Annotated in this window: 11 protein-coding genes; 6 read left to right on the top strand and 5 right to left on the bottom strand. The window is 60.3% G+C overall.

The window, feature by feature from the left end:
* Positions 1-96: 96 nt before the first annotated feature.
* Positions 97-945, top strand: coding sequence for a 3-keto-5-aminohexanoate cleavage protein (locus B5G42_RS11580; protein ID WP_343214223.1), 849 nt, complete (start codon positions 97-99; stop codon positions 943-945).
* A gap of 153 nt (positions 946-1,098) precedes the next feature.
* Here the strand turns inward: B5G42_RS11580 and B5G42_RS18875 are convergent, their stop codons facing one another.
* The gene (locus B5G42_RS18875; protein ID WP_275532445.1) at positions 1,099-1,227 is read right to left on the bottom strand and encodes a hypothetical protein; all 129 of its coding nucleotides are present in this window, start codon (positions 1,225-1,227) and stop codon (positions 1,099-1,101) included.
* Positions 1,228-1,508: 281 nt separating this feature from the next.
* Between B5G42_RS18875 and B5G42_RS11575 the strand changes: the two genes are divergently transcribed.
* The 5 genes from B5G42_RS11575 to B5G42_RS11545 all read left to right on the top strand — a co-directional run bounded on the left by B5G42_RS11575 (position 1,509) and on the right by B5G42_RS11545 (position 8,503).
* Positions 1,509-2,867 carry an MFS transporter gene (locus tag B5G42_RS11575; RefSeq protein ID WP_087270518.1) on the top strand — a complete coding sequence of 453 codons (1,359 nt, stop codon included), beginning with the start codon at positions 1,509-1,511 and terminating at the stop codon, positions 2,865-2,867.
* 742 nt (positions 2,868-3,609) lie between these two features.
* The gene (gene thrS / locus B5G42_RS11570; RefSeq protein ID WP_087270516.1) at positions 3,610-5,379 is read left to right on the top strand and encodes a threonine--tRNA ligase; all 1,770 of its coding nucleotides are present in this window, start codon (positions 3,610-3,612) and stop codon (positions 5,377-5,379) included.
* A 110-nt stretch (positions 5,380-5,489) separates the two neighbouring features.
* The gene (locus tag B5G42_RS11565) at positions 5,490-5,786 is read left to right on the top strand and encodes a hypothetical protein (RefSeq protein ID WP_087270513.1); all 297 of its coding nucleotides are present in this window, start codon (positions 5,490-5,492) and stop codon (positions 5,784-5,786) included.
* A gap of 107 nt (positions 5,787-5,893) precedes the next feature.
* On the top strand, positions 5,894-7,150 hold the full coding sequence (locus B5G42_RS18190) for a choice-of-anchor A family protein (protein ID WP_162611096.1): 1,257 nt from the start codon (positions 5,894-5,896) through the stop codon (positions 7,148-7,150).
* A gap of 69 nt (positions 7,151-7,219) precedes the next feature.
* Complete coding sequence (locus B5G42_RS11545) at positions 7,220-8,503, top strand: glycosyltransferase (protein WP_087270511.1); 1,284 nt, start codon at positions 7,220-7,222, stop codon at positions 8,501-8,503.
* Positions 8,504-8,795: 292 nt separating this feature from the next.
* On the opposite strand, the gene asnS is transcribed toward B5G42_RS11545, so the two are convergent.
* The 4 genes from asnS to nagZ form a co-directional block, all read right to left on the bottom strand.
* Entirely contained in the window at positions 8,796-10,190 is a 1,395-nt protein-coding gene (gene asnS / locus B5G42_RS11540; RefSeq protein ID WP_087270508.1) for an asparagine--tRNA ligase, read from the bottom strand.
* Between the two features lie 48 nt (positions 10,191-10,238).
* Positions 10,239-11,687, bottom strand: coding sequence for an APC family permease (locus B5G42_RS11535; protein ID WP_087270505.1), 1,449 nt, complete (start codon positions 11,685-11,687; stop codon positions 10,239-10,241).
* A gap of 55 nt (positions 11,688-11,742) precedes the next feature.
* Positions 11,743-12,129 carry a hypothetical protein gene (locus B5G42_RS11530; protein ID WP_087270502.1) on the bottom strand — a complete coding sequence of 129 codons (387 nt, stop codon included), beginning with the start codon at positions 12,127-12,129 and terminating at the stop codon, positions 11,743-11,745.
* Positions 12,130-12,220: 91 nt separating this feature from the next.
* Positions 12,221-13,317: beta-N-acetylhexosaminidase (gene nagZ / locus B5G42_RS11525; protein WP_140399851.1), on the bottom strand; the 1,097-nt coding region annotated here is incomplete at its 5' end.

Raw genomic sequence — 13,317 nt, 5'->3', positions numbered from 1 at the left:
ATTCCCTTCCATCCCATTCCATGCCGAACGTAAAGCGGCGGGCAGTCGCCCGCCGCTTTATGCGGTATCCTCATTCAGAAAGGACTTTGAACGATCATGGCTGATCTGAAGAATAAGACTATTATCACCGTGGCCACCACCGGTGCCTGGCCCACCAAGGAGAACAACCCCAACGTGCCCATGACTCCCGCTGAGATCGCCGAGGACGTGTACGCCTGCTGGAAGGCCGGCGCTGCTGTGGCTCACCTGCATATGCGCGACGACCAGGGCAAGGGCACCATGGACAAGGAGAAGTTCCGCCAGACCGTGGAGCTGCTCCGCTCCAACCACCCCGACTGTGACATCATCCTGAACATGACCACCTCCGGCGACCTGAACGCCACCGACGAGACCCGCCAGATCCACCTGAAGGAGCTGCGCCCCGAGATGGGTTCCTACGACTGCGGCTCCATGAACTGGCTGCACACCTCCCTCTTCCTCAACCCCCCCGCCTTCCTGGAGGAGCTGGGCAAGAATATGCAGGAGTGGGGCGTTAAGCCCGAGATCGAGGCCTTTGACCCCGGCATGATCGCCAACGCCCAGTACTACCTGAAGAAGGGCGTCCTCAAGGGGCCCCTCCACTTCCAGTTCTGCATGGGCTGCGCCAACGGCATCCCCGGCACCATGAAGAACCTGATCTTCATGAAGGAGACCATGGAGTCCCTCTGCCCCGGCTCCACCTGGAGCTGCTTCGGCGTGGGTCACTCCGCCATGACCATGCTGTACGGCGCTGTGGCCCTGGGCGGCCACATCCGCGTGGGCATGGAGGACAACGTCATGTACGCCAAGGGCCAGCTGGCTCAGAGCAACGTCCAGTTCGTGGACCGTGCCCGCCGCGTCATTGAGGAGTTCGGCAAGCAGGTTGCCACGCCCGACGAGGCCCGCGAGATCCTCAGCCTGAAGTAATTTCACAAGTTTTCCTGCAAAAGGACCGGGAACATACCGACGCGGCGGAGCCGCGCCGGTTTCCCGGTCCTTTTCTTATTTTTATCAGTTGTCCTCTCCGTGAGGCCCGCAGCGCCTCTGTACGCCGTTTTTCCGCCCCGTGTATAGAATGACTCATTTGGCTTTTTCCGCGTTTACAGCGCCTTCACGCTCTTTCTGAACACATTGCACAATGACCAACTGTACCGCTTTCTTTTGTGCGTTTTTTTGCGCCGCCCTCATGTTATGCAGGTTTGCCGCCATACGCCTCCAAATTTTATATCCGAAATTTGTGCATACTGAACATTCCATAATTTATACTAAAATTTATTCGCACCTCTTTGTCAAATCTTTAACTATTATTTTATATAATTTACACAAAATTAGATACTTACTTCTTGGTTACTATGTACTTATTGGTTAGTAACTCACCAACTTGTGGGGATTGCACAAAAGCCTCCAAATCGATAAAGTATAGCTGCAACAAGGAATGGACTTGCCGGCACTTGTCCTGATCCAAACCATTTAGAGATGAGGGAAAATAAATGGCGAAACAAAATCTCCGCGACGGTAATAAGAATTCCGTCGTCAACTTCGGCGCAGGCTGGGTTGTCATCATCTATTGCCTGCTGATGTTTTTCCTGTACGTTGGTATGTGCAACGACGGCGCTAACATCACCGCCCCCAACGTAGCCGCCCGCCTGGGTCTGGAGCAGGGCGACATCATGAACATGAACTCCCTGGCTGGTATCATCGGCGTGGTGTTCTTCATCGTGGTGGGCCAGATCAACCGCAAGGCTGGCGCCCGCATTACCTCCGGCGTGTGCTGTATTATCTCCGGTATCACCTACATCATTGCCTGCAGCGCTCCCAACATTGCCGTATATACCATTGCGATGTGCTTCGTGTACGGCAGCATCATGTCCGCCGGTTATGTGGCTGGCGGCACCCTGGTTGCTACCTGGTTCCCCAAGAAGAAGGGCGTGGTCATGGGCTACACCACCATGGGCCACAACTTCGCTTCCGCTTTCTATGTGCAGCTGGTTGCCATCCTGATCGCTCCCACCGCTGTTGCCACCAGCGTGGGCGGCGCTGACCTGTCCAACGTGGGCGCAAACTTCCCCGGCGGCATCGTGCCCATCGGCGTCGCTGCCATCGTGCTCGGCATCCTGGGTATGCTCTTCATCCGCAACACTCCCCAGGAGCGCGGCATCAACCCCGACAACGTCTCCGACGAGGTCTACAAGAACGAGTACGATACCACCGACGCCGTGGAGGGCGACGGCGGCTGGACCACCGGCAAGCTGCTCAAGACCAAGGAGCTGTGGCTGGCCGCTATCACCACCGGTTTCTTCCAGATCTGCTCTGTGGGCGTTATGAGCCAGCTGGTGACCCGTAACATTCAGCTGGGCTTCACTCCCCAGGCCGCTATGAACGTCATGACCATCCTGGCCCTGGGCGGCGTGGTCGGTTCCTGGATCATCGGCATCATCGATGACAAGATCGGCACCAAGAAGACCATGGTTGGCTTCGGCATCTGGTATGCCATCGCCCTGCTGTGCAACTTCGGCGCCACTGACAGCTCCTCCCCCCTGGTGTACGTCTCCCTGTTCATGATCGCCATGGGCATCGGCGGCTCCGCCAACTTCACCACCTCCCTGCCCACCTCCATCTTCGGCCGTCAGGGCTTCGATAAGGTGAACAGCGTGATCTTCCCCATCCAGGGCGCTATCACTGCTCTGTGCTTCCTGGTCAATGGCATGGTGCAGAAGATGACCGGCGGCGAGATCAAGATGGCTTATCTGGTGTTCGCCGGCGTGGCTCTGGTCAACGTGGTGCTGGTGCTCATCGTCAACGAGCATCGCTTCAACCGCGACTGGAAGGCCGCTCACCCCGGCAAGTAAGTTTACCCTCTCTTGGGTGCGCCGCAGTTACTCTGCGGCGCACTCTTTTTTCTCTTATAATACCGAAAAGCCCCGGCCGTATGGCCGGGGCTTTTCGGGTGTGTGTTGTGTGTGTTGCAAAGGTGTTGGAGAGGGATAAGAGAGGAATTGGTTTTGGGAGGATGGTCTCGCTTTCGATTCATCTCTGAATCTGTCTGTATCATACCCTGTAAATAAGGCCAAATCGTGTATTCATTGTGAATAAACTGTTAATTTCAATTCCCATATTTTTCTCCCGGTCCTTCGCCGGTTCTTTCCCCGATTTTGGCTTGACAGCCGTGTGGTTTGGTGCTATAGTTTCGTTGTTAAAATGGCAACGACGGAGAAGAAACCGCACAGCGGCGGACAGAGAGGAGTCCATTTGGTGGAAGGGCTCCACGACACGCAGCGGCTGTACCACTCCTGAGCCGCCCGGGACGACCGGGCCGGGGCTTTCCCGTTACAGAAAGTCACAAGCGGCATGAAGTCACGCTGCGCGCCCTCCGCGACGGCGCCTAAGTCCTGCGACTGCGCAAAACACCAAAAAGCCCTTTTGCTTTTTGGTATTTCGCTTCGCTCCGGCCTTAGTCACCTGCTCCCGGGTGCCTCCGCGCTCTATGCAAGCAGGGTGGAACCGTGGGACGTTTTTTACGCCTCACCCCTGACCGACAGGGGTGAGGCGTTTTCTTTACCCTCCGCCCCAATTTACAAGGAGGTTTTATTTATGTCCGAAGAAGTCAAGAACGAATTTACCTTTGAGAACCCTGAATACCGCCAGACCTATTGGCACACCTGCTCTCATGTGATGGCTCAGGCCGTGAAGCGCCTGTGGCCCGAGGTGAAGCTGGCCATCGGCCCCTCCATCGACGAGGGCTGGTACTATGATATGGACGCTCCCTTCGCCTTCACCCCCGAGCACCTGGAGCAGATTGAGGCCGAGATGCGCAAGATCTGCAAGGAGAAGCTGAAGCTGGAGCGGTTTGAGCTGCCCCGGGAGGAGGCCCTCAAGTTCATGGAGGAGAAGGGGGAGCCCTTCAAGGTGGAGCTGATCAACGACCTGCCGGAGGACGCCCATATCTCCTTCTACAAGCAGGGTGAATTCACCGACCTGTGCGCCGGCCCCCACCTGGACTCCACCGGCCGCATCAAGGGCAACGCCATCAAGCTGACCGCCTGCAACGCCGCCTACTGGCGGGGCGACTCCAACCGGGAGACCCTCCAGCGTATCTACGGCATCGCCTTCCCCAAGAAGGATGAGCTGGATGCCTACCTGCAGCGCATTGAGGAGGCCAAGAAGCGGGACCACCGTAAGCTGGGCCGTGAGCTGGGCCTGTTCATGCTGCGGGACGAGGGCCCCGGATTCCCCTTCTTCCTGCCCAAGGGCATGGTGCTGCGCAACACCCTGATCGACTACTGGCGTCAGGTCCACAAGCGTTACGGTTATGTGGAGATCTCCACCCCCATGATGCTCAACCGGCAGCTGTGGGAGCGGTCCGGCCACTGGGATCACTATAAGAACAATATGTATACCACCGTCATTGACGACACCGACTTCGCCATCAAGCCCATGAACTGCCCCGGCGGTATGCTGGTCTACTCCAGCGAACCCCATTCCTACCGGGACCTGCCCATGCGGGTGGGTGAGCTGGGCCTGGTCCACCGCCACGAGCTGTCCGGCGCCCTCCACGGCCTGTTCCGGGTGCGCTGCTTCACCCAGGACGACGCCCACATTTTCATGACCCAGGACCAGCTGAAGGACGAGATCAAGAACGTGGTCAAGCTGTTTGACGAGGTCTACTCCGTCTTTGGCCTGCCCTACAAGATCGAGCTGTCCACCATGCCCGAGGATCACATCGGCACCGTGGAGCAGTGGGAGCACAACCAGAACATCCTGAAAGAGGCCATCACCGATATGGGCAAGGAGTTTGAGGTCAACGAGGGCGACGGCGCCTTCTATGGCCCCAAGCTGGACTTCCACCTGGCTGACTCCCTGGGCCGCACCTGGCAGTGCGGCACCGTCCAGCTGGACTCCCAGCTGCCCGAGCGGTTTGAGCTGGAGTACACCGGTGAGGACGGCCAGAAGCACCGTCCCGTCATGCTCCACCGGGTGGTGCTGGGTTCCATCGAGCGCTTTATCGGCGTTATCACTGAGCACTTCGCCGGTGCCTTCCCCACCTGGCTGGCCCCCGTGCAGGTAAAGGTGCTGCCCATCACCGACCGCGCTGCCGACTACGCCAACCAGGTGGCCGCCAAGCTGGATGCGCTGGGCTACCGTGTGGAGACCGACCACCGCAACGAGAAGATCGGCAAGAAGATTCGGGACACCCAGCTGGAGAAAGTCCCCTATATGCTGGTGGTGGGCGACAAGGAAGCCGAGACCGGCGACGTGGCTGTCCGCAACCGCCATGGCCAGCAGACCGTCATGTCCCTGGATGCCTTCGCTCAGCAGCTGAAGGACGAGGTGGACTCCAAGTCCATTGAACAGAAGATCTGATCCCCTTTCAGAGAGCGCTCTGCATCATGCAGGGCGCTCTTTTTTGTCACCCTTTCTCTCCGGCATACTGCGAGCAGACGCTCAATACACTTGAAGGAGCATACGCTATTATGGGAATGCCCGTTATCACCTCCAGCACCACTACCCGTACCCAGGCCATCACCGATATCATCGAGTCTGTGGCGCTTCAGGAGACCGCTCTGTCCCACATCCTCAATGCCGAGGGTGAGAAGATCCAGAAGATGGTCGCCCTGGAGGACGTCACCCCCGATGTGCTGCTTGCCACCAACAAGTCGGTGGAGTCCATGGTCAACGCCGTGTCCAGACTGGAAATGATCCTTCATTCCAAACTGTCCGTCTTTGACGGCTGCCTGTGCAAGCCCGCCGAGGAGCCTGTTCAGGAATAATCAATCCACCAAAGGCGGGGCTCCTTCATGGAGTCCCGCCTTTTTGGAACCAAACGGGGATACGCCGCGTAACATGGACCACACATGAGATACCCTCATACCACACCATGGGAGGACCCATTATAGCAATCAACTTTGGCCTTGCCAATGACTATAACGTATTCGTATTCGGCAATCTGAGCCTGAGCAACACCGACGCAGAGGGCCGGGTGGCCGTGGGCGACAACGCCGTGCTGAGCAACTACGGCGTGGGCGCAGGCATCACCCCTCTGCCTCCGGCAGGCACCGACCCGTCCTTTGTGGTGGGCGGCGCCGTCAACGTGTCCGGCGGCTCCAACGCCAGCGGCAACACCGTCATCAGCCCCACCAGCACGGTAATCAACTACACCATGGGCAACCCCAACGGCGCCCTGACCACCGGTACGCCTATCGACTTTGCCGAGGCGGAGCGCTACCTGAAATGCGCTTCCCTCTTCTGGGGCTCTCTGGAGGCCAACGGTACCGGTACCGTGGTGTTCGGCCAGCTCAACCTCACCGGCACCGATGAGACTCTGAACATCTTCCAGCTGGACAGCGCCAACCTGTACGGCTCCGGCCTGTCTCTGGCCCAGCTCAACGGCATCAACATCATCGCCCCCATCAATTCCACCATCCTCATCAATGTGACCAGCACCAACATCCTGTACGGCAGCTACCAGATCTTCCGCAACGGCATCACCGCCACCCGGGAGAACGCCCGGAAGATCCTGTGGAACTTCCCTGAGGCCCTGACCTGGTCCAACAGCACCACCGCCATCTACGGCTCCGTCCTGGCCCCCTTTGCCGCAGCGGCAACCACCTTCAGCCAGATCAACGGCAACATCATCTTTGACAGCTACGCCGGCAACGCCGAGAGCCACAACGAGCTGTTTGAGGGCGAGCTGCCCGAGCCCACCGGCTGTCTGGTGACCACCAGCTCCACCACCTCCAGCAGCACTTCCACCACAACTACGACCACGACTACGACTACTACCAGTACGACCACGACCACCAGCACGACCAGTACCACGACCAGCACTACGACTACCACTTCCACCACCAGCACCACTTCCACCACCACGGCGGTCCCGCAGCCCCGGAGTCAGGCCATCACTGACCTGTTTGAGTCGGTGGCCCTCCAGCAGGCGGCCCTGTCCCACATTCTCAACGCCGAGGGGGAGAAGCTGCAAAAGATCTTATCTTTTGAGGATCTCAGAACCGAGACCATTCTGCAGGCCAACAAGTCTGTGGAGTCCATGGTGGACGCGGTCTCCGGTCTGGAACTCATTCTGAAGCAGAAGCTGGAGCTCTTTGACGACTGCCTCTGTGACGGCGATATGCCCTAAATCCAACCGTGGCGCGGCAAAGGATTCTGCCGCGCCACAGTTTTCCATCTGGACAAGGAGGTATTTGGTATGAAGGTGGCCCTGTTGACCATGTTTTCCGGCCTGTCCCCCACCTACTCCCTGGTGAATGTGGCGGCGGACCAGATCCGGATGCTGCTGGAGGCCGGGGTGTCGGTGAAAATGCTGGTCAGTGAAACCTGCCCCGATGGGGAGCGGACCGGCATTTTTGCAGATGAGCGGCTGGAGTGGGTCAAAATCACCAACACCCTCCACGGGCAGCCCATCCAGTGGCACGACTACTCCTCCCCCACCGGACAGGTTCACGACACCTTCTTTGAGGAGGCCGACCACATCGCCAAAGACTTTGTGACCCATTTAAAGGATGTGGACGTGTGCATCCTCCACGACATTCTCTACCAGGGCTGGCACCTGGTCCACAACATCGCCGTCCGCAAGGCACAGCAGGAGCTGCCCCACCTGCGGTTTCTGGCCTTCACCCACTCCTTTCCGGCAGCCCGACCCCAGGAGATGGAATACCCCTTCTCCGCCCGGTTTACCGACCTGCCCCGGACCAAATTTGTCTACCCCACCCGCTCGGGCATCCCGGCCCTGGCCCGGCAGTACGACGTGCCGGAGGGGCGGTGCGCCGTGGTCTACAATACCCTGCCCCTGATCCCCTCCATGAGCGAGGCGGTACAGACGGTGGCCCGGCACATGGATCTGACCCGGCCCGACCTGCTGGCGGTCTACCCCGCCCGGCTCACCACCGGCAAGCGGCTGGAAAAGGTGGCCGCCCTGGCGGGCGCCATCCGCACTGCCACAGAACAGGACATCAAGGTCATCTTCTGCGACTTTCCCAGCGCCGACATCCCGCCCAAAGTCTACAAGGCCATGATCCGCACCGAGGGCAAAAAGTACGGTCTGCGGGACGAGGACCTGCTCTTCACCTCGGGCATCGGTTTCCCCGACGGCTTCCCCCGGCAGGGGGTGTTTGAGCTGTTCCAGCTGTCCAACCTGTTCATCTGCCCCTCCTACTCCGAGTCCTTCGGTCTCACCGTGCTGGAGGCCGCCAGCCGGGGCAATTTCCTGGTGCTCAACCAGGCCGTCCCCGCCCTGAAGGAGCTGGGAGAGAGCCTGGGGGCCTATTTCATGCGGTGGGATGCCCGGAACTTCGGCTTTGACACCCACGAGAGCTACTCTCCCTCCGAGCAGGCCTACTATGAGGAGCACGGGCGGGCCATCGTCAATCTGATGCGGGAGGACCGGAGCCTGAACGCCAAAACCATCGTACGCAACCAGTACAACGATGAGTGGATCTGCCACAATCAGCTGCTGCCTCTGCTGGAGGGATAAAAAAGAGCCCCGATGAGACGCTGCTCGATGCAGCGACCCATCGGGGTTCTCTTTCCTTTGAAATTAGAAGTCGGCATTACCCACCGTTCTGGGATGCAGCTCCGCCCCGGACACGCTGGCGTGTCCGGGGACCCCTTTTGATCCTGCGCGGGCGGAATGAATCCGCCCTGCGCCAAGGTTTTGCCCCACGGCCAAAACACTTGTACGGCGCAAGCGCCGCCCCATTTAAAATGGGGCCCCGACGTGGAGCTGCACGAAACAGTACCACATAGGGGCCCTCTTTCCTTTGAAATTAGAAATCAGCGTTGCCCACAGTACGGGGATGCAGCTCCACGTCGCGGATGTTGGACACGCCGGTGAGGTACATGACCATCCGCTCGAAGCCCAGGCCGAAGCCGGCGTGGCGGCAGGAGCCGTAGCGCCGCAGGTCCAGGTACCACCAGTAGTCCTCGGGGTTCATGCCCAGCTCCTTGATGCGGCTCTCCAGCAGCTCCAGGCGCTCCTCACGCTGGGAACCGCCGATGATCTCACCGATGCCGGGCACCAGACAGTCGGCGGCAGCCACGGTCTTGCCGTCGTCGTTGAGGCGCATATAGAATGCCTTGATGTCCTTGGGGTAGTCGGTGACAAACACGGGGCGCTTGAAGATCTGCTCGGTGAGATAGCGCTCGTGCTCGGTCTGCAGATCGCAGCCCCACTCCACCTTGTAGTCGAACTTGTCGTTGTTCTGCTTGAGCAGCTCCACCGCCTCGGTGTAGGTAACGCGGCCAAAGTCAGAGTTGGCCACGTGCTCCAGCCGCTCCTTCAGGCCCTTGTCCACGAAGGAGGAGAAGAAGTTCATCTCGTCGGGGCACTTCTCCATGACGGTGTTGATGATATACTTGATCATGGCCTCGGCGGTATCCATATAGTCGTTCAGGTCGGCGAAGGCCATCTCAGGCTCGATCATCCAGAACTCGGCGGCATGGCGCTGGGTGTTGGAGTTCTCCGCCCGGAAGGTAGGACCGAAGGTGTACACGTTGCCGAAGGCCATAGCAAAGTTCTCGGCGTTGAGCTGGCCGGATACGGTGAGGTTGGCCTTCTTGCCGAAGAAGTCCTTGGTATAGTCCACAGTGCCGTCCTCGTTCTTGGGCACGTTCTGGAGGTCCAGAGTGGTGACCTGGAACATCTCGCCGGCGCCCTCACAGTCAGAGGCGGTGATCAGCGGAGTCTGGGCGTACACAAAGCCCCGGTCCTGGAAGAAGCAGTGGATGGCGTGGGCGGCCACGGAGCGCACCCGGAAGGTGGCGGAGAACAGGTTGGTGCGGGGCCGCAGGTGCTGGATGGTACGCAGGTACTCCACGCTGTGGCGCTTCTTCTGCAGGGGGTAGTCAGGAGTGGAGGTGCCCTCCACCTGGATCTTGGCAGCCTTGATCTCCAGAGGCTGCTTGGCCTCGGGGGTCAGGACCACGGTACCGGTGACAATGAGGGCGGCGCCCACATTCTGACCGGCGATCTCCTTATAGTTGTCCAGCACATTGGCGTCCAGGACCACCTGCAAATTCTTGAAGCAGGAGCCGTCGTTCAGCTCCACAAAGCCGAAGCTCTTCATATCACGAATGGTACGGGCCCAGCCGCAGACGGTGATCTCCTTGCCGCCGAACTGCTCCTGGTCCGCGAAAATCTGCGCGATTTTGGTGCGTTCCATGGCTACATTCCTCGATTCCTCAAAATAGTCTCAGTGGGCATTAGTATATCATTTTTTGCTGATTTTGCAAGGGGTCGGGGGCAATTCTTCTGCCAGAAGATCCCCGAAAATCAGCTTTTCCTGCTCTGCGGCGCCCACGGACCGGTCCCGGAACTGGTAGAGCACCCAGCCCAGCACTGCCAGAGCCGCCGCCAGGCCGTACTCCAGGCCGCTGAGGGCGCCGGGACTCATGGGCAGCAGGATGTTGCCCGCCAGGAACACCGAGGCCAGAACGCCCAGCACCGCCGTCACCTTCCCGCCGGGCATGGACACCGGCCGACGGAGGCCGGAGCGGGTTTTCCGCAACCACAGCACGGCGGCAAAGGACATGACCCACATGACAATGGTGGTCAAAGAGGCCACATTGATAAAGGGGATGAAGAACAGCTTGCCGGTGAAGGGGGTGAGCACCACAAAGGCGGCGGTGAAGCAGATGCACCGCACCGGCGTACCGTACTTGGGGTGGAGGACGGCAAACTTCCGGGACACCAGGGCAAAGCGGGACAGGCCGTAAAGCATCTGGGCGGAGGAGTAGAGGGTGGAGTTCATCACGCCCACCGCCCCCACAAAGGCGGTAACCAGGAACAACAGCCGCACCCAGGGCAGGCCGGTGATGGACACCAGCACGTCGGCAAAGGGGGCGGTGCGGCCCACCGCCTCGGTCCAGGGCATACAGCCCGCCACGGCGGTGGACACCAGGCACAAAATGCCGGTAACCAGGATCAGGCAGGTGATGAGGGCGGCTCCCGCCTTGCGGGCGGCGGGGCCGGTGGCGTCGGCGGCGGCCTTGGACACCGTCTCCCACCCGGCCACCGAGAACACCAACAGGGAGAGCAGGGAGGCCGAACCGGCAAAGTCAAACTCCATGCCTCCGTCCGAAGCATACACTGCCGGGTCGAAGTGGGCAAAGCACACCGCCAGCCCGACGGCGCACATGACCAGCAGCACCACGGTTGCGATCTTGGCCAGGGAGGCGCACACATTGGCCCCCTTGATCTGCACCCACAGGATGGCCCCCGCCAGCAGCAGCTGGAGGACCAGGTTGGGCAGAGTCACTGGGAAGTCCCCCACATGGTAGAGGACGGCGGTCTCCTTCAGAACGGGGAACAGCTCGTCCAGCAGGGAGATGGCAGCCAGATCCACCCAGCAGAACACGATGGTGTTCATGAGGATGCCCGCCCAGCCCACGGCAAAGCCCCCTCTGGGGCCAAAGGCAGCGTAGGAGTACACCACCTCGCCTCCCGGCAGGGGGAACATGGGGATGGCCTCCATGTAGGCGAAGGCAAAAGGCAGTTCAATGATGATGCACAAAAGAAAGGCCACCGCCAGATTCAGTGGCCCGCCCGCCGTGTCCAGCCAGGTGCCGGTAAGCAGCAGCCAGCTGGTGCCCAGCATACAGCCGATGCCCATGGCCACCAGGCCGAAAAAGCTGATGGACTTTCCCCCTGTTTTTCCCATCCAGATCCCTCATTTTTCATTAGATAGACCTATTATATCATGTTGTGGGGCGCTTTCAACCTCCGCCCCTCCCCTTCTTCTCCTCCCGGGGCCAGGCCCCCGCCGCCACTCCCAGCAGGGAGAAGGCCACGGCAATGCCGCAGAAGAGAAGGAGTACCATGCGGTCATGGTGGTAGAGCAGGAAAACAGCAGCGAAGGTCCCCGCCCCGCACAGTACCGGGTAGAGAGGGCAGAAACCCCGACGTTTGCCCAGGAACATCCCCACAGCCAGACAGCCAATGGGCAGCAGCACCTGAGCGTAGATGGCGCCGCTCAGCAGGGGCATACCGCTGCCCTCCAGCTGTCGGAGCAGCCAGGGCACCCCCAGACAGAGCGCCAGAATAACGGGCACATAGGGCAGGGTCTCCCGCCATTTTAAAAAAGATGGGCCGCGACGTGTCATACTCCTCTCTCCTTTCACCTCCATCATAACGAAAACAGGGCCGTCTGTCCACAGTTTTCGGACAGACGGCCCCGCCATATGGAACTTTGCTTCAGGAAATGGCTTCAATTTGGACGTTGAGGGTCTCCACATCCGGCTGGCCCACCAGGTGGTTGGTAAGGCCGTACTCCTGCTTCAGGGACAGGATACGGTAGACGCTCTCATCCAGCCGTTCCATAGAGATGCGGCCGGCGTCCACCGCCGAGAGCAGAGCATCCCGGGCGGCGGTGAGGTTGTCCGCCTCATGGCACACCAGCAGCAGGTCGCACCCGGCCTCCACCGCCATGACGGTGGCCTCCCCCATGCCGTAGGTATTGGAGATGGCGCCCATGGTCAGATCATCGGTACACACCACCCCGTCAAAGCCCAGCTCCTGCCGCAGCAGGCCGGTGACCACCTCTGGGGACAGGGAGGCAGGCAAATCGGGGTCGATCTGGGTCATGAGGATATGGGCCACCATGACGCAGGGGGTTCCCCCGTCAATGGCTGCCTGGAAGGGGATCAGCTCAAATTCCTTCAGCTGCTCCGCCGTCTTGTCCACCACCGGCAGATCTACATGGGAGTCGGTGCTGGTATCCCCGTGGCCGGGAAAGTGCTTGACCACCGGGATCACACCCCCCTGCTCCAGTCCCTCGTTCACCGCCAGCCCCACCCGGGTCACCGTGTCGGGGTCGCTGCCGTAAGCCCGGTCCCCAATGACGGTGTTGTCCGGGTTGGACCAGATGTCCAGGCAGGTGGAGAAGTCCAGATTGAAGCCAAATGCGGCGCACTGGGCGGACAGCACCTTCCCCCGCTCCAGAGGATCGCCTCCGCCGGCGATATAGTCATAGGCGGAGGGCAGGTCGTCCACCTCCGGGGGCATCCGGTCCACCCGTCCCCCCTCCTGATCCACGCACAGGAAGAGGGGGATGTTGTCGCCGTTGAGCGCTTTCAGTTCGTTGGTCAGGTCCGCCAGCTGGTCGGCGCTCTCCACGTTCCGGCCAAAGAGGATCACGCCGCCCACCTGGTAGTCCTGGACCGCCTGAAGGCCATCCTCACCGGCCCCAGTTCCCCCGATGCCCGCCACCAGCAGCTGGCCCACCTTCTCTTCGGTGGTCATGGCCGCCAGAGCCTCCGCCACCGGGTCAGGGGTGGGGGTAGGCTCCGGGG

The organism is Flavonifractor sp. An91, from assembly GCF_002159225.1.
GTDB classification, from domain to species: Bacteria; Bacillota; Clostridia; order Oscillospirales; family Oscillospiraceae; genus Flavonifractor; species Flavonifractor avicola.
Note: the sequence above shows the minus strand (reverse complement) of the source record. Positions and strands in the feature narration are given on the sequence as shown.